Source organism: Cupriavidus sp. FW305-27 (assembly GCF_058787995.1).
Map to the genome: position 1 here is coordinate 22,465 of NZ_JBYTAG010000041.1, position 16,190 is coordinate 38,654.

The 16,190-nt window shown below is 67.1% G+C and carries 16 protein-coding genes; 7 read left to right on the forward strand and 9 right to left on the reverse strand.

Annotated elements, in window-relative coordinates; genetic code table 11:
- The first annotated feature begins 132 nt into the window (after nucleotides 1-132).
- Nucleotides 133-1,044 carry a YihY/virulence factor BrkB family protein gene (locus AC3WRI_RS19880; protein WP_011616855.1) on the forward strand — a complete coding sequence of 304 codons (912 nt, stop codon included), beginning with the start codon at nucleotides 133-135 and terminating at the stop codon, nucleotides 1,042-1,044.
- 33 nt (nucleotides 1,045-1,077) lie between these two features.
- Here AC3WRI_RS19880 and AC3WRI_RS19885 read toward each other — a convergent pair whose 3' ends face one another.
- The 4 genes from AC3WRI_RS19885 to AC3WRI_RS19900 are packed head-to-tail and all read right to left on the reverse strand — an operon-like array spanning nucleotide 1,078 to nucleotide 5,303.
- Nucleotides 1,078-2,028 (reverse strand): CobW family GTP-binding protein, encoded by a 951-nt coding sequence (locus AC3WRI_RS19885; protein ID WP_492293890.1) that lies wholly within the window; start codon nucleotides 2,026-2,028, stop codon nucleotides 1,078-1,080.
- The gene (locus AC3WRI_RS19890) at nucleotides 2,025-3,689 is read right to left on the reverse strand and encodes an amidohydrolase (RefSeq protein WP_492293892.1); all 1,665 of its coding nucleotides are present in this window, start codon (nucleotides 3,687-3,689) and stop codon (nucleotides 2,025-2,027) included. Before AC3WRI_RS19890 ends, AC3WRI_RS19885 begins: the two co-directional genes overlap by 4 nt.
- 12 nt (nucleotides 3,690-3,701) lie before the next feature.
- Nucleotides 3,702-5,084, reverse strand: coding sequence for a sodium:solute symporter family protein (locus tag AC3WRI_RS19895; protein ID WP_011616852.1), 1,383 nt, complete (start codon nucleotides 5,082-5,084; stop codon nucleotides 3,702-3,704).
- 12 nt (nucleotides 5,085-5,096) lie between these two features.
- Nucleotides 5,097-5,303 carry a DUF3311 domain-containing protein gene (locus AC3WRI_RS19900; protein WP_010813395.1) on the reverse strand — a complete coding sequence of 69 codons (207 nt, stop codon included), beginning with the start codon at nucleotides 5,301-5,303 and terminating at the stop codon, nucleotides 5,097-5,099.
- 155 nt (nucleotides 5,304-5,458) lie between these two features.
- Here AC3WRI_RS19900 and AC3WRI_RS19905 point away from each other — a divergent pair, with 155 nt between their 5' ends.
- The gene (locus tag AC3WRI_RS19905) at nucleotides 5,459-6,394 is read left to right on the forward strand and encodes a LysR family transcriptional regulator (RefSeq protein ID WP_037023897.1); all 936 of its coding nucleotides are present in this window, start codon (nucleotides 5,459-5,461) and stop codon (nucleotides 6,392-6,394) included.
- Nucleotides 6,395-6,453: 59 nt separating this feature from the next.
- Nucleotides 6,454-7,491, forward strand: a complete 1,038-nt coding sequence (locus AC3WRI_RS19910) for a LacI family DNA-binding transcriptional regulator (RefSeq protein WP_041688032.1) — start codon at nucleotides 6,454-6,456, stop codon at nucleotides 7,489-7,491.
- 4 nt (nucleotides 7,492-7,495) lie between these two features.
- Here AC3WRI_RS19910 and AC3WRI_RS19915 read toward each other — a convergent pair whose 3' ends face one another.
- From AC3WRI_RS19915 to AC3WRI_RS19925, 3 genes are read right to left on the reverse strand one after another with little or no spacing between them, the layout of a single operon-like run.
- The gene (locus AC3WRI_RS19915; protein WP_010813392.1) at nucleotides 7,496-8,203 is read right to left on the reverse strand and encodes a sulfite exporter TauE/SafE family protein; all 708 of its coding nucleotides are present in this window, start codon (nucleotides 8,201-8,203) and stop codon (nucleotides 7,496-7,498) included.
- Nucleotides 8,204-8,205: 2 nt separating this feature from the next.
- Nucleotides 8,206-9,654, reverse strand: coding sequence for an amidohydrolase family protein (locus tag AC3WRI_RS19920; RefSeq protein ID WP_439672557.1), 1,449 nt, complete (start codon nucleotides 9,652-9,654; stop codon nucleotides 8,206-8,208).
- Nucleotides 9,655-9,673: 19 nt separating this feature from the next.
- Nucleotides 9,674-11,023: a uracil-xanthine permease family protein gene (locus tag AC3WRI_RS19925; RefSeq protein WP_010813390.1), complete on the reverse strand. Its 1,350-nt coding sequence runs from the start codon at nucleotides 11,021-11,023 to the stop codon at nucleotides 9,674-9,676.
- A 301-nt stretch (nucleotides 11,024-11,324) separates the two neighbouring features.
- On the opposite strand from AC3WRI_RS19925, the gene sorA reads away from it, so the two are divergent.
- The 4 genes from sorA to AC3WRI_RS19945 all read left to right on the forward strand — a co-directional run bounded on the left by sorA (nucleotide 11,325) and on the right by AC3WRI_RS19945 (nucleotide 14,222).
- Nucleotides 11,325-12,587, forward strand: a complete 1,263-nt coding sequence (gene sorA, locus AC3WRI_RS19930) for a SorA family sulfite dehydrogenase catalytic subunit (RefSeq protein WP_492293893.1) — start codon at nucleotides 11,325-11,327, stop codon at nucleotides 12,585-12,587.
- 10 nt (nucleotides 12,588-12,597) lie between these two features.
- The gene (sorB, locus tag AC3WRI_RS19935) at nucleotides 12,598-13,260 is read left to right on the forward strand and encodes a SorB family sulfite dehydrogenase c-type cytochrome subunit (protein ID WP_010813388.1); all 663 of its coding nucleotides are present in this window, start codon (nucleotides 12,598-12,600) and stop codon (nucleotides 13,258-13,260) included.
- A 100-nt stretch (nucleotides 13,261-13,360) separates the two neighbouring features.
- A complete protein-coding gene (locus AC3WRI_RS19940) occupies nucleotides 13,361-13,747 on the forward strand; it encodes an ArsR/SmtB family transcription factor (protein ID WP_051398556.1) in 387 nt (128 codons plus the stop codon).
- Nucleotides 13,737-14,222, forward strand: a complete 486-nt coding sequence (locus tag AC3WRI_RS19945) for an SRPBCC family protein (protein ID WP_492293895.1) — start codon at nucleotides 13,737-13,739, stop codon at nucleotides 14,220-14,222. Before AC3WRI_RS19940 ends, AC3WRI_RS19945 begins: the two co-directional genes overlap by 11 nt.
- Nucleotides 14,223-14,384: 162 nt before the next feature.
- Here AC3WRI_RS19945 and AC3WRI_RS19950 read toward each other — a convergent pair whose 3' ends face one another.
- Entirely contained in the window at nucleotides 14,385-15,071 is a 687-nt protein-coding gene (locus AC3WRI_RS19950; protein ID WP_492293897.1) for a hypothetical protein, read from the reverse strand.
- Nucleotides 15,068-16,183 (reverse strand): DUF6708 domain-containing protein, encoded by a 1,116-nt coding sequence (locus tag AC3WRI_RS19955; protein ID WP_011616846.1) that lies wholly within the window; start codon nucleotides 16,181-16,183, stop codon nucleotides 15,068-15,070. Before AC3WRI_RS19955 ends, AC3WRI_RS19950 begins: the two co-directional genes overlap by 4 nt.
- Nucleotides 16,184-16,190 lie beyond the last annotated feature (7 nt).

Here is a 16,190-nt window from a genome sequence, read left to right on the forward strand (position 1 = left end):
GCATAGTGCAGGCCGCGGGCGCCATCTTGGAGGAAGCGGATTCCGACCACAATGATGCATTCGGAATAGAGCCATAACCCGGTGGAATGTCAGGCATCGAAGCCGCATAATGGCGAAACCCCTTCCTCTCCGATGTCTGCCATGCAGCTTCCCGACGCCCGCGTCCGTGACCTGCTCCGCCATCCGGGGCGCTTTGCCTGGCACACGCTCAGGCAGTTCCGCGCCAACCAGGGGCTGCTGCTGGCCGGCGCGGTGGCCTACTACGCGCTGCTGTCGATCGTGCCGCTGCTGATCCTGATGATCATTGCCCTGTCGCACGTGATCGAACCAGACCTGCTGTTGTCCACGCTCGCGCGCTACCTGGAGTGGGTGGTGCCGGGGCAGTCCAGGGCGCTGATCACCGAGCTTGCCGCCTTCCTGCGCAACCGTGGCACGATCGGCTGGGTGCTGCTGGTCACCATGCTGTTCTTCAGTTCGCTCGCCTTCACCGTGCTGGAGAATGCCATGTCGGTCATCTTCGAGCACCGCGTGGCGATCCGGCGCCGGCATTTCCTGGTCTCGGCGCTGCTGCCCTACTGCTATATCGCGGTACTTAGCGTGGGCCTGCTGCTGGTCACGGTGGTGTCAGGCGGCCTGCTCGCCATCGGCGAACGGCATGTGGAAGTGCTGGGCCGCGACTGGTCGCTGGACCGGCTCTCGACCGGCCTGCTCTACCTGCTCGGCTTCATTGGCGAGGTGCTGATGCTGACCTCGATCTACATGGTGATGCCGGTTGGCAGGCTGTCGCTGCGGCATGCGCTGAGCGGCGCGTTGGTTGCGGCCGTGCTGTGGGAAATCTCCCGCCATGTGCTGGCGTGGTACTTCACCACGCTGTCGCAAGTGAGCCGGGTCTATGGTTCGCTGACCACGGCGATCGTGGTGCTGCTGAGCCTGGAGATCGCGGCGACCTTGCTGCTGTTTGGGGCGCAGGTGATTGCGGAGTTCGAGCGTGGCGGCTGGGAAGGAAGGCCGGCGCATGCGGAACCGGAAGAATTCCACACCTGAGCGGCGCCGCAGCGACGCCGTTCGCGCGCCCGCTCAGGCGAGCGCCAGATCGAGGCAGGCGCGGATACGCCTCTCCTCCTCCGCACCGAAGGCACCGATCAGGACCATTGCAGACCCTGCCGCATCGCCTTGCGCCATCGGACTCAGCCGCATGCGGCCCGCGACCACATGCAGTTCGTGCAGGCGCGGATCGGCTGCCAGCCTGACCATGCCCTTCGCGCGCAGCAGCCGCACCGGCAGCGCCTTCAGCGCCTGCCGCAGCAGCGCCTTGTCGAAGCCGCGGCCGGTCTGGTATGAAATGCTGCGGATGCCGGCGGGCACGGTGCCGACGGCTCGCCGCCAGTGCCCGCCCGCCTGCAGCACGGCATCGGCATGTGGTTCCGGCGGGGCGGCGTCAACAAAGACCGACAAGGGCACCTCGCCCTCGCATGCGGTCAGCACCGCGGCATGCGGCGCGATGGCGTCGACCGTGGCGGCAGCCATTGCCAGCGCATCCGCATCGGCAAGGTCTGCCTTGGTCAGCACCACTACCGAGGCCCCCGCGATCTGTTGCCGCACCATGTCGCCCACCAGCGGATCGTGCAGGTTGTGGCCGACCTCGGTCACGTCCACGGCCACCGCCACGGCATTGAGCACAAAGGCCCGATCCAGCAAGCCGACCTGAGCAATGCGCTGCGGGTCCGAGACGCCGCTGGCCTCGATCACCAGCAAGTCCGGCCGCTGCTCCCGCGCTGCGATGGCCACCAGCGCCTCGGCCAGCCGGCCGCCAATCGAGCAGCAGATGCAGCCGTTCTCCAGCTGGATCACGTCGTCGCTGCGCGTGCGGATCAGCGCGGCATCGATATTGATCTCGCCGAAATCGTTGACCAGCACCGCGATGCGGCGCCCCTGCGCGTTGACCAGCAGGCGGTTGAGCAAGGTGGTCTTGCCGGCGCCAAGGTACCCGCCGACCACCGCCAGCGGGACCGGAGCCCGCGCGTTCATCGTGCCGGCGCCGCGAACACGCGCCCGCCCAGCACCGTGCCCCAGACGCGCACATCCTTCAGGCGCTCTGGAGCCACCTCGGTCGGGTCATCTTCCAGCACGGCAAAGTCTGCCAGCTTGCCGGGCGCGATGCTGCCGATGCGGTGATCGAGCTTCAGCGTATAGGCCGCACCCATGGTGATGGCATACAGCGCGTCGGCGGCCGGCAGGCGCTCAGCTTCGCCCAGCACGCGGCCGGAAGCGGTCTGGCGCTGCACCGCGCACCACGCCGTAAAGAGCGGGGTCAGCGGTGTGATCGGCGCATCGGAATGGATCGCGAACGGAATCCCCAGCCGCCGCGCCGTGCCCGCCGGGTTCATGCGCGCGGCCCGCGCCGGTCCCACGGTCTGGCCGGCATGTGCATCGCCCCAGTAGTACAGGTGGTTGGAGAAGAAGTTGATGCACAGGCCCAGCCGCGCCGCGTGCGCCAGCTGTGCCTCGTCCGCCAGCTGGCAGTGCTGCAGCGTATGGCGATGGTCCGCGCGCGGATGGCGCGACAGCATGGCTTCCAGCACGTCCAGCACCACTTGCGTCGCCTCGTCGCCATTGGTGTGGATATGCAGCGGCAGGCCGGCCAGGTGGAATGGCGTGAAGGCGTCGAGCAGTTGCTCCGGCGGGATCAGCCACAAGCCATTGGCCTGGCCCCCGGCATACCCCGGCGCGCGCAAGCGCGCGGTAAAGCCCTGGATCGAGCCGTCGACGATGAACTTGACCGGACCGAAGTGCAGCTTGTCGGTGCCGGCCGCCGCCGCGGCCTGCACGCGGGCGGGGCCGCCCTGCGCATTGCGCTGCGGCGAGAACGCCGGAACGATGCGCAGCGGGAAGCCGGGGTCGGCAGTGACCGCCTGCAGCGTCTCCAGCCCCTTGGGCGACAGGTCGTTGACCAGATCCGTCGCCGTGGTCACGCCCGCCAGTTGCGCCACGCGGCCGAAGCGGCGCACCGCGTCGGCATTCTCGGCCGCCGCCAGCGACAGGCCGCTGCCAAGCACGCGCTGCACCGGGAACATCGCCGCGAATTCCTGCAGCTCGCCGGTGGGCAAGCCCCGCGCGTCCTTGTGCACGCCGTCGATATCGGTGTCCTCGTCGATGCCGGCCCGCGCCAGCATCGCGGAATTGACATTCATCAGATGCACGCTGGCATGCATCACCACGATGGGCCGCGTGGCCGAGACGCGATCCAGCTCGCGCACCGACAGCCGGCTGGCGCCGAAATAGATCGGGTCGAAGCCCCAGGCCAGCAGCGGTGTGTCCGGGTCATGCATCTGGCTTGCCGCGCCCGCCAGGCGATCGATCACCTGCTCCAGCGTGCGCAGGCCGCGCCACAGCTTGCCGTCCGGATCGCGGCGGTCGAAGTAGCCGACGTAAACCGCATCCCACATCGCGCCTTCCATCAGGTGGCAATGGCCTTCCACCAGCCCGGGCATCAGCACCTTGCCACGGAAGGTGTCGACCTGCACCGCATCCGGCCAGCCGGCCATCTCGGCGGCGCCGCCCACGGCAAGGATCCTGCCGTCGCGCACCGCGACATGTGTCGCCTCGGGCTGGCCGGCTTCCATCGTGAGGATCTTGCGCGCCACGAATACCTGCGTGCGCGCCGTGTCGTCTTGTGTCATGGATTGCATGATTCCGGTCATTCACGCCGCCTGCACGCGGGCCAGTCGGGGCGTGTAGTTCACCAGCGCGGTCACCAGCAGGTTGACGCCCAGGCTGACCAGCCCGAGGTTGATGCCGCCGAAGTCGACCTGCTGCACATACAGCGCGATCGCCAGTGCCTGGCCGGTGACGATGCCGAGCGCAATCGCCAGCGGACGCACCTTCAGCGAGAACAGGATCACCAGCACGCCAGGGAAGAACTGCGTCACGCCGTAGTAGGTGGTATTGATCAGCGTCAGCATCAGGTTCGGCGTGGCCAGTGTCATGGCGATCGACAGCACCAGGTAGATCACGATCACCACCTTGGCGCCCTGCTTCTGGCGCGCCTCGGGCATGCCCGGCAGCAGGTTGCGCGTGACGATGGGGCCGATCGCCAGGCAGATGCCGGCCAGCACCAGCAGTCCCGACAGCGCCGCGCCGGCGGTCACCAGTCCGAGCAGCCAGTCCGGCAACAGCCGCACCGCGGCCGCGAAGAAGGCCTCGTTGGGGGAGGCGAGCTGCAGGTTCTGGCTGATCGCGTAGTACGACGCCAGCACCAGGAACGGATACATCAGCATGTACAGCGGCATCGCCACCTGCGTGCGCCGGATGGTGTTGGCGCTCTTGGCCGTGAAGAAGTTCTGCACCGCGAACGGCATCACGTAGAAGCCCAGCGCCTGGAACAGCATGGTGCTCATCGAGAAGCGCAGCTGGGTGTCATTCATCTGGTTGCTGACCTGCATGCTGGCGGCATGGAACACTTCGCCCACGCCCGCCTTCCAGCCCACCGCAACGCCGGTGACGACGATCGCCACCACCATCAGGATGTCCTTGAGGATGGCGATATAGGCCGATGCGCGCACGCCGGAGATGGCAATGTAGGTAAAGGCCAGTGCCGCCGAGATCATCACCAGGTACACCGGCTCGAACTCCCAGCCCAGCCCCTTGAGCGCCGCCACCAGCCCGGTGAACTGCAGCTGGCCCCAGGGCAGCAGGAACAGGATCGCCGAGCCCGCCACGATCAGCTCCAGCGCACGGCTGCCATAGTGGCCCTTGAACAGGTCTGGCAGCGTGATCGCGTTATAGCGCGCGCCCGCCTGCCAGATCTTGGGCCCGAGGAAATAGCCGAGCGGATACGCCAGCAGGATGTAGCCGAGGAACCAGACCCCGTAGGTCGGTCCCTTGGCGTAGATGCCACCGGGAAAGCCCACCATCGTGCCGATGCTGTAGATCTCGCCCGCCGCCAGGAAGAACACCAGGTAGGCGCCGAACTGCCGCGACGCCACGAAGAAGTCATGCACGCTCTGCGCGCCGTGGCCTTTCTTCGAGCGGATGGCGAGGTAGAGCGAGAAGACAATGAAGCCGACGAATACCGCTGTGGTCATGGTGGTCTCCCTTCAGGCTTCATGCGCCGCGTCGGCGGCGTGGCGGTCGAACAGCAGCCAGCACGCCAGCATGCAGCCGGAGGTCAGCACGAACCAGGCAAAGATCCAGGCGTAGATGAAGGGCACGCCGAGCACGAAGCGCTCGACAGCCGCCACCCAGGGCAGCATTCCGATGACGCCGATAAACGGCAGGCCTAGGCCGATAAACAGCTTGAGCATGATGTCTCTCCGATTTCCGATGGACGGTGGATGGCGGACGCCGTGTGTGCTGTCACCGGCCCGCTCTTGTGTTCCGGTCATCATAGGGAGCGCGGGGGTATGATTCAAATGCAAATGTTGAACCGCTCCCATAACCAACGCGCATGGTTTTCCGCATGGACACACAGAAACTTCTGCATCTGCTCGCCGTGGTCGAGCACGGCACGTTCTCCGAAGCGGCCCGTGCCGTGCACCTGACCCAGCCGGCGCTGAGCCGCAGCATCCGCGCGCTGGAAGACGAACTCAAGGCGCCGCTCTTTGACCGCGGCGCGCGGCGCGCGCGCCTGACGGTGTTCGGCGAGCTGGTGGCCGAACGCGCGCGCCGCATGCGGCTGGAAGAACGCCAGTTGCGGCGCGACCTGGACCTGGTGCGCGGCGCCGAGGAGGGCTCGCTGACGATCGGGGTGGCGCCCGCGCCGGCGGCGCTGCTGCTGACGCCGTTCCTGATCCACATGGCGCAGGCCCACGCGCGCGTCAAGGTGCGCACCGAGAGCGGCGCCACCAGCGCCCTGCTGGAGGCCCTGCGCAACGAGACCATCGACGCCATCGTCGGCGATGCCTATGTGCTGCGTGCGGCCGACGACATTGACGTGGAGCCACTGGGTGAATTGCCCGCAGGTCTTGTATGCCGCGCCGGGCATCCGATCCTGCGCAAGCGCCGCATCGATATCGAGACCATCCGCGCCTACCCGGTGGCAACCACCACGCTCAGCACCGTCATCAGCCGGCAACTGGCGGAGCTATGGGGGCCGGGCGCCGCGCCGGACAAGCTCTTCACCCTGCATTGCGACAACCTCGACATGCTGCGCAGCGTGACGCTGGCCAGCGATACGCTGTTGTTCGGCGTACTCTCGATCACGCGGCAGGAGCGCGCCGCGGGGCTGATGGCCGAAGTGCCGATGCCGCCCGATCCGCGCCGCTGCGGCCGCTATGGCATTGCACGCATGGCGGCGCGCTCGCTGTCGCCGGCGCTGGAGGTGCTCTATCGGTTCACGCGCGAACACTGGAAAGCGCTGTCGTCCGAAGCTGGCGGTGCCAACGCGCGCCGCTGAGCCTGCCCCTTGCCGCGCGCTGTTGTATGCTCCGCCCTGAACCATCGCCCGTGTCCCGCATGACCGAATCCACGCCAGACCGCCCTCGCCGCATCACCATCCATGACGTCGCCCGCGCCGCCGGCGTGTCGCTGACCACGGTGTCGCACGCGCTGAACGACCGTGGCGTGCTGGACCCGGCCACGCGTGCGCGCGTCAAGCGCGTTGCCGCCGAGCTGGGCTACCGTCCCAGCGTGCGCGCGCAGCGGCTGCAGTCGGGCCGCGCCAACTGCATCGCGCTGTTGTCGTCGATGCCATTCGCGGTGGCGGGCGGCACATCGCGGCTCGGCTTCATGATGGAAGTGGCGGCGATTGCCGCCGAGGCGGCAATGGGGCGCGGCCTGGGCGTGGTGCTGGTGCCACCGCTGGAAGGCGCGGGGGGCCTGCTCGATACATTGGATATCGACGGCGCGATCGTGATCGAGCCGATTGCGGGCGACCCGCATATCGCGCGGCTGCGCGAGCGCGGCGTCAGCATCGTGTCGATCGGACGCGAGCCGCTGACCGACACGCCGGTGCCTTGCGTCGACCTGCAATCGGCCGACACCGCCCGGCTGCTGCTGGCGCACTTGCACGGGCACGGGCGCCGGCATATCGGCCTGATGATCGGCGCGGCGCCGCGCCAGTCGTATGTGGAAACCGAACGCGCTTACCGCGAGTTCACGCAGGCAATGGGCCTGCCCTGCCATATCGTCAAGGCAGCCGAGGAACACGGCGAAGCCGCTGGCGCCGACGCCTGCGCGCAATTGCTGGCGCAGATGCCGGCGCTCGATGCGCTGTGCGCGCCGGTGGATGCGTTTGCGGTGGGCGCCATGGCCCACCTGCAAGCGCTGGGCAAGCACGTGCCCGACGATGTGCTGGTGGTGACGCGCTATGACGGCATCCGCGCCCGCAGCGCGCAGCCGCCGATCACCGCGGTCAACCTGCACCTGGAGCGCGTGGCATCGCTGGCCGTGGAGCTGCTGTTCGCACATCTGTCCGGCGACCGCAGCCGCGACGTGATCACCGGGCCCGCGCCCGAACTGGTGGTGCGGGCATCGTCCACGCCAGGCGTCTAGGACACTAACCGCGCAGCAGCACCACCGCACCGGAAACCAGCGCAAACACCAGCACGCCGATGCGCAGCATGCGCTGGTTGATGCGCTTGTGCACCAGGTGGCTGGCCACCATGCCGACCATCAGCACCGGCAGCAGCCCGATGGCATAGAGCACCTGCTCCATGCCGAGCCGGTCGCTCAGCGCCAGCACCACCAGCGAGATCGCTTCACCGACCAGGAAGCACAGCGCCACGGTGGCGCGCAGCGTCGCGACCGGCGCATGCTGGTAGGCCAGCGCCAGCGGCGGGCCGCCGACACCGGTTGCGGTCTCGGTCACGCCGGTGATCAGGCCGGTCGAGGCAAAGGTCAGCCGCCCCGGCGTAAAGGCCGGCGCCAGCAATGACACCACCGCTGCGGCAATGGTGCTGCCGCCGACCAGCGCGTTGAGCCATGCCATCGGCATCGCCACCAGCACCCACAGCCCGCCGAAGGTGCCGGCCAGCCGCCCGGCGCTGATCCAGCCGGCCCCGCGCATATCGATGGCATGGCGTTCGCGCCAGGCCACATAGGCGTTGAGCGGCAGCATCGCCAGCAGCAGCGCGCCGGGCAGCATTGCCGGCGCGGCCAGCGCCAGCACCGGCACCACGATCAGCGCGAAGCCCATGCCGGTCGCACCCTGGACCAGCGCGCCGGTAAAGACCGCCACGCCGACGCTGAACAACGTCATGTCCATGGTCAGGATGCCTCCGTGCCGGCATGGCGGACTCGGTGCACGTCCGCGGCTTCATGCAGCTTGCGGATCGGGGCGTTGGCGACGGTGTCCTCGGCCATGGCGTGGATCGCCCGCATCAGCGCGCGTGCGTCCCAGTCCGTGGGCCAGCCCTGCCACAGGCGCAGGCTGCCATCGACAAAGACCGCGCGGATCTGGTCGCGGTTGGCCAGGCGCACCAGTTCCCAGGTCAGGTCCCAGGACGGCGTCAGCTCAGGCACGTCCAGGTCGACCAGCAGGAAGTCGGCGCGCTTGCCTGCGGCGATCTCGCCGGTGAGCGCACCGAGACCCGCCACATCGGCCGCGTCGTGCGTGGCCATGTCGACCCAGCGCCAGCCCGCGCCGCAGGAGGAATCGCCCACGCCGATGCCGAAGGCGAAGCGCTGGGCGGCCTCGGCATAGTCCAGCAGGCGGAAGCCGTCGCTGCGGGTGCCATCGGTGCCCAGGCCCAGGCGCACGCCGAAGGTAGCCATGGTCTCGGCCGGTGCCACGGCGTTGCCCTTCCAGGCGCTGGCCACGGGGTTGTAAGCCACCGCGCTGCCGGTGTCGGCCAGCAAGCGGATCTCATGCGGCGTCACCAGCGTGGCATGCGCCAGCAGTGCCGCCGGACCCAGTGCGCCGACTGCGGCGAGATGTTCGATCGGACGGCGCCCGCAGGCGTTGAGCGAGCGCTCCACCGCCACCAGGTGCTCGTTGGCATGGGTCTGGAAGATGCGGCCGGACTCGGCGCACAACTGGTAGACGTGGTGCAGCATCGCGTCGGAGGCCACCTCGGGAATCGAGATCGCCAGCGACGGGGCCACCAGCGGATCGCTGGCGTACTTGTCCAGGTGGGCGGCGGCGCGGCGCAGGATCGGCGCGGCGTCGAGCGTTTCGGCACCGGGCTTGTCGTTGCAGATCAGGCCCAGCACGCAGCGCACGCCGGCATCGGCGACCGCGCGCGCGACCGCATCCAGCCCGGCGTCGCTGCGCGTGCCGGCATCGACCACGGTGGTGAAGCCGCCGCGCAGCGCTTCCAGCGCCGCCAGCTTGGACGACAGGTACAGGTGCTCCGCCTTCAGGCTGCCTTCCAGCGGCACCCACACGCGCCGGAAGATCTCCGATGGTTCGCCGAACACCAGCGACTTGCCGAACGACTGCGTCAGGTGGTGGTGCGTGTCGATCATGCCGGGCATCAGCAGCATGCGCGGCAGCGGCAGGGTTTCCAGCTCGGGGAAGCGTGCGGCGACTTCCGCGGCCGTGCCCACTGCCGTGAAGCGGCCGCCCTCCACCACCACCGCGTGGCCGCGTACCGCGCCCTGGCGCAGCAAGGTCCATTCCGGCAGCAGGATGCGCGGCTGCCTGAAGCTGTCCGGCACCAGGGCCGGGTTGGTATCGCCGGGCCAGGCCGGCGTCGAGTCAGAACGATCAGTCATTGCAATTCAGGAAGCCGGGTCAATGCGTGGCGGCGGCATCGTCGCGGGCAACCGCGCCCGCTGCCGCGGCTCGCAGGCCCGTATGGAAAAACAGGAAGTTGAGCAGCGCCGCGGTAATGGCCCCCATGGCCACGCCATTGCCCACCAGGATGCGCACATTGGCCGGCAGGCCGCCATAGATGCCGGGCACCAGGATCGGCAGCAGGCCCACGGCCAGCGCCACGGCCACCACGTACATATTGGCGTGGTCGCGCAGGTCCACCTTGCGCAGCATGTCGATGCCCATGGTGCCGACGATGCAGAACACCACCAGCCCGGTACCGCCGACCACGGCCTCGGGAATCGCGCTGATCAGCGACGACACCGGCACCAGCAGCCCGAACACCACCAGGATCGCGCCCGACATCGCCGTGACGAAGCGCGAGCGCACGCCGGTGGCACGCACGATGCCGATGTTCTCGCCGCTGGTGATGATCAGCGAGGTGCCGAACATCCCGCCCAGCAGCGAAGTCAGCGCATCGGCGCGGATGGTGCGCGGCACGTCGCGCTGCTGGTCAACCGGCCGGCCCACGGCATCGCTGATCGCCAGCGTCTGGCCGGTGGCCTCCACCATCGAGATCACGGCGAACACCATCAGCGGGATTGCCGCCACCACATCGAAATGCGGCCACCCGAACGGGAACGGCGTGGGCAACGCGAACACGGGCGACATCGACACATGGCCAGGCTGGAACGCGCCGGCCAGCCCGGCCACCAGCGCACCGCCCAGCAGCCCCAGCAGGATCGCCAGCTGCGCCAGCATGCCCGACAGCAGGCGCGATGCCGCCACGGTGCAGGCAATGGTGGCGAACGCCAGCAGCAGGTTGAGCGGGTCCACCGTGCTGCCCGCGGCCGGGTGGCCGGCAACCAGCTTGCCGGATACCTGCGCCAGGTTGATCGCCACCAGCAGCAGCATCGTCCCCACCACCACCGGCGGGAAATAGCGCAGACAGCGCCGGAACACCGGCAGCACGCAGAAGTAGAACACGCCGGTCAGGATCACCGCGCCGGCAGCGGTCTGCACGTCGGTCTGCTGCGCGATCAGGATAAACAGCACGATCGGGGCGCCGCCGGGCAGCATCACGAACGGCAGCCGGGCACCGATGCCGCGCTTGCCCAGCGACTGCAACAGCGTGCCGAGGCCGCAGATCACAAAGGTGGCGCTCAGCAGCTGCACCGCCAGCGCGGGCGGGAAGTTCAGCGCCTTGCTCATCAGGAAGACGGACGCGATCGGCGACGCGGCCATGACCAGTACGTGTTGAAGCCCGAAGACAAACAGGCGCCGCCATGGCAGCCGTTCATCCACCGGCGCGGGGGCGGGGTGGGACATGCTTTGCTCCTCGTTTGGTGTGTGAGCGTTTGTGCCGGTGGCTCGCAAGCCACTTGCTGCGTCTGTGCGCAATTCGCCTCGGATATTATCGATTTCCGCCAACAAAAACGTTTTTGTAAGTGTAGGGAAATGGAATTCGCGATGCAAGCGGTTTCTCGGCGGAACGCCCGTGGTCTTCCCCTATATCGATTCAATCGATAAGTGCTAGCAGCAAAACACGTTTCACAAGTTGATGCCGCGGCCTCAAAGTACCCGCCATAGCGCCTTGCGAGACACAACAAGCCCCTGAAGGAGACGCCCCATGCGAGACAAGAACAGTCCGGCGGAATCTGCCGACCCCGCCCAGCCGCTGCCGGCCCGGCGCCGCATCGTCCAGGGCGCGGGCCTGCTCGCCCTCGGCGCCACCCCGCTCGGCGCACTGGCCGCGCGCATCAGCGACGGCGTCACGCTGGCCGACGGCCCCCGCCCGCTGGTGCGCTATCCGGGCAAGCGCCCGCTGGTGCGCGTCAGCACCCGGCCGCCACACCTTGAGACGCCCTTCTCTGCATTCAACGAGGGGCCGATCACCGCCAACGACGCCTTCTTCGTGCGCTACCACCTGGCCAACATTCCGCTGTCTGTAGACCTTGCCACCTTCCGCCTGACGGTCGGCGGCCACGTCAACAAGCCGCTGAAGCTGTCGCTCGATGAACTGAAGCGGCTGGCCGATCCGGTGGACATCGTCGCCGTGAACCAGTGCTCAGGCAACAGCCGCGGCTTCTCCGAGCCGCGCGTGTTCGGTGCCCAACTTGCCAACGGCGCAATGGGCAATGCGCGCTGGACCGGCATGCCGCTGCGCAAGGTGCTGGAGCACGCAGGCGTCAAGGCCGGCGCCAAGGTGGTCACGTTCAACGGGATGGATACGCCGGTGTTGCCGAGCACGCCGGACTTCCGCAAGTCGCTCGATATCGCCCATGCCATGAACGGCGAGCCGATGCTGGCCTGGGGCATGAACGGCGAAGACCTGCCGCTGCTCAACGGCTACCCCGTCAAGCTGGTGGTGCCGGGCTACTTCGGCACCTACTGGATCAAACACCTGTCCGAGATCGAGGTGCTGGACCACCCGTTCGAAGGCCATGATGCGTTCTTCATGACCAAGGGCTATCGCGTACCGGATAACGACTGCCAATGCGTGGCGCCGGGCACCCCCGCCAGCAAGACGCGACCGATCTCGACGCTGGCGGTACGCAGCTTCATCACCAGCGTGGGCGCCGGCGGCGTGCTGCCCGCCGGGCGCACGGTGGAGCTGAAAGGCATTGCCTTCGATGGCGGCTCCGGCATCCGCGGCGTCGAGGTCTCGGTGGACGGCGGGCAGAGCTGGCAGGCCGCGACGCTGGGCCAGGACCTGGGGCGCTTCTCGTTCCGCGCCTGGCAACTGCCGGTGAAGTTCGCGCGCAAGGGCCCGGCGGTGCTGATGGTGCGCGCCACCAGCGTCCAGGGCGAGGTGCAGCCCGCCAAGGCCAACTGGAACCCGGCCGGCTATCGCCGCAACGTCATTGAATCCACGCCGGTCACCATCGCCTGAGGAGCGCACCATGCATCGATCCATCACCCCAGTGCTGCTCGCGCTCGCCCTGCTGGGCGCGGGCAGCGCGTCCGCGGCCCCCCAGGACATCAAGCTGCCGGCGGAGAACGTCAAGCTCAAACCGGCCAAGCTGCCCGGCTACGGCATCGCCATGCAGAAATGCGCGATCTGCCATTCGGCCGACTACGTCTCCTACCAGCCGCCCGGCCTGAGCCTGACGCAGTGGACCGCCGAGATGAAGAAAATGCAGCAGGCCTATGGTGCGCCGATCGACGATGGCGAGGTCGAGCAGCTCGGCGCCTACCTCGCGGTGGCCTACGGCTCCGCCAGGATCAAGGACCCGGAGATCGTGGCGATCGCGCAGAAGGCGGGCAAGCCCGCGCCGGCCACACCCGCGGCCGCCTCGGCGCCTGCCGCCGCCGCGGTGGACGTGCAGGGCCTGCTGGCCAGGAACGCCTGCCTGAGCTGCCACAGCGTGACGCAGAAGGTGGTCGGCCCGGCTTATCACGAAGTCGCCACCCGCTATAAGGGCGATGCGCAGGCACAGGCCAAGCTGGAAGCCAGCATCCGCGGCGGCAGCAGCGGCAAATGGGGATCGGTGCCGATGCCGCCGTTTGCCGGCTTGAAGGCGGATGAGGTCAAGGCGCTGGCGGCGTACGTGCGGCAGCAATAGCCTGCGCCCCGCTTCCCCGATCACAAGACGCCCCGGCTGATGCCGGGGCGTCTTGCATTTCGCGCTTGCAGTTTCCGCTTGCCTCCCTATACTTAGCCCCATGGCTAACCATTGTGCCGAGTTTGCTGACGTGTCCCAGGCTGTCGATATTTCCCCGCTTTCCGACGTGTTCTACGCGCTGGCGGATCCGACCCGCCGCGCCATCGTCAGCGTGCTCGGCCGCGGGCCGGAAACGGTCTCGGCGCTGGCGGCACCGTTCACGATGGCACTGCCCTCGTTCATGAAGCACCTGCAGGTGCTGGAGCGCAGCGGCCTGATCCGCTCGCGCAAGACGGGGCGCGTGCGCACTTGCGAACTGGTACCGCAACCGCTGTCAGACGCGCAGCAATGGCTGGCCGACCAGCGCGCCATGTGGGAGGCCCGTACCGACCGCCTGGCCGCTCTTGTCGAAGCCCTTCATCAGGAGGAACAGTCAGATGCCGAATGAAAACGCCGCCAGCCCTGAAAGCCAGGACCTGGTCATCTCGCGCCTGCTCAAGGCCCCGCGTGCCAAGGTCTGGCGTGCATGGAGCGATCCCAAGCTGCTCAAGGAATGGTGGTGCCCCAAACCCTGGACCACCGAGGTCCTGGCCTTCGACATGCGCCCCGGCGGCGCCTTCCATACCCTCATGAAAGGCCCGGACGGCGGCGTCAGCGACAACCCGGGATGCTTCCTCGAGATCGTGCCGATGGAGAAGATCGTCTCCACCTCGGCCCTGGTGGCCGGGTACCGGCCCAACAAGCCGTGGCTGTCGATGACCGCGGTCATCACCATGGCCGACGAGGGTGACGGCACCCGCTACATTGCGCGCGTGATGCATCCGGACGAGGCCACGCGCAAGCAGCATGAGGAGCTCGGGTTCTATGAAGGCTGGGGCACCTGCATTACGCAGCTGGATGAGTTTGCGCAGCAGTTGAAGTAAGGCTGCGACAAGTGAATGGCGCCGGCACGGGATACCGTGCCGGCGCGACTTCCTTGATATTTCGCCGGTCTGCATGGTGAGGTGAGGGTCTCAAATTACATGGCCTCAAGGAAAGGCTGAATTGAACAACGTGTCGTCTGGCCGAGACGCTCCGAATCAACGTCAGCCTACCGTGGCGCTGTCGCCGCCTCCATGTGGGTGATTGTTCTCCGGCACATCGTCCATCGTCTGGCAAGGGACAAAATGCCATTGTTCCGCCTCCGGATCGAATACGGCGATCTGGTTCACGACCTGGCCAGCCGAATGCACTACCGTACTTGCGGTTGCCAGCGCGCTGTCTATTGCGTGCTTCATGCGGTCGCCCTTCCAGATCCTGGCTAGCGACTGCAGTGTGTCCTGCCAGGCAAAGAGACCTGCGCCCTCAAAGAGACGGCTGATCTCGCGTCGGCCATCGGTGGTGTATTCAGGCATAAGAATTCTCATCCGCAATGGCGCGCGCACGTCATGCACCAAGACGTTGCGCCGCCACTTGCCGCTTGGGCTGAGCAGGAGCTGTCCGTCGCGGGCGAGAAAGCCGCAGGCAATGTCCAACTCCACGCCGGTCGGGAAGGTTTGCTTCACGCGGGCTGCGGGCAGCCGGTCAAGGGATGGAAACTTGAAGGCTTGATTGGGGGCGCTGCCCCGCATTGAGTCCAACAGCAGGTCGATCGGCGACAGGTAGGCAGTCAGGACCGTCTTGTTCCCGTAGCGCATGCCCCAGAATCCTTCCATTCCGCGCTTGCCCGGTACCTTGGAAGGTTGCTCTATCAAGATAACGTGAGGCGCTGGTAGCGGCGAAGTGGCGGTCATGTGGTCTGTTCCGTAGTGCTTCGAAGCAGGGCTTCCGCTTCCGCGCGGGTCAGCGCGCCACGCTTGCGTCGCTCCTGCTGCTGGTCGAGCATTCGCGCCAGATCCTCGCGGGAGGGCCTGGCATCCGGGCCGCTCGGCACGCCGATGTAGTCGTCGGCGTACGGGCGCGCGTACGGGTCATTGGGCATGGGCTTGCACGCCGCCTCGATCTCCGGCGGCCACACGGGATCACTGCACGTGACGAGCACGAGCCAGCGGGCGATCGCATCCAGCAGTGCGAACGGTGCAAAGATGACGTCGGTCAAGGTGAAGAACGCTCCGGAGAATTTACCCCCTCTGCAGATCTTGTAGCCTTCCCAGAACGTTTCCCGCGGCGCCCAGAAGCGATATGGCTCGGGCAGCCCAGCCGGCCCGTCCTGCATGTAGCGGCGGTAGTATTCCCACTGCGCGTAGGCTTCTTCCAGGGTGAAGACGAACTGGCCGAGCACGAATGCGCGGACGACGTTGCCACTCGCGTCGAGCTGGTAATGGCGGATGTCGTACATGTCATAGGCGCGTGAAAATCCGCCCATGCGCCGATGGCCCACACAGAAGAATTCGTCATGGTTCCATGGCACTTCCCAGATGCCGCCCGGGTCCTTGGTGCGAATGGCATAGATACGACGGGTCTTCCGGTTCAGGCGGATGGGGCGGCGCTTCAGCGTGAACATGTTGCGACGCATCGGATCGAAGGCAAGCAGACCGAAGAAGCCTGCAGAACTAAAGCCAAGTAATATGCCGACGATCGTACCGAACCAATACCCGTTCTTCGCCATCATTTCCTCAGAGTCTCTGAATGGGCTAGTTGCAAGCAATAATCCGTAAAAGAGAGAAAACGACGCAAATGCTGAACAGATAATCCAAAGCAGACCAACGTTCTGCATCCGAGCCTGCGACTCATCGGTGATCTCCAGGCAGGTCGAATCAATGCGGTAGACATTGCCGCTCTCCAGCACATGCTCGCTGGCAGGCTGGCCGACATGGAGCCGGTGTTCTTGCTCCCACTTGCCCAGCGGTTTGCCCTGTTGGCGGAAGTAGAAAGGCGTGCGTTCATCCTTGGTCGGGAATTTCATCGAAGAG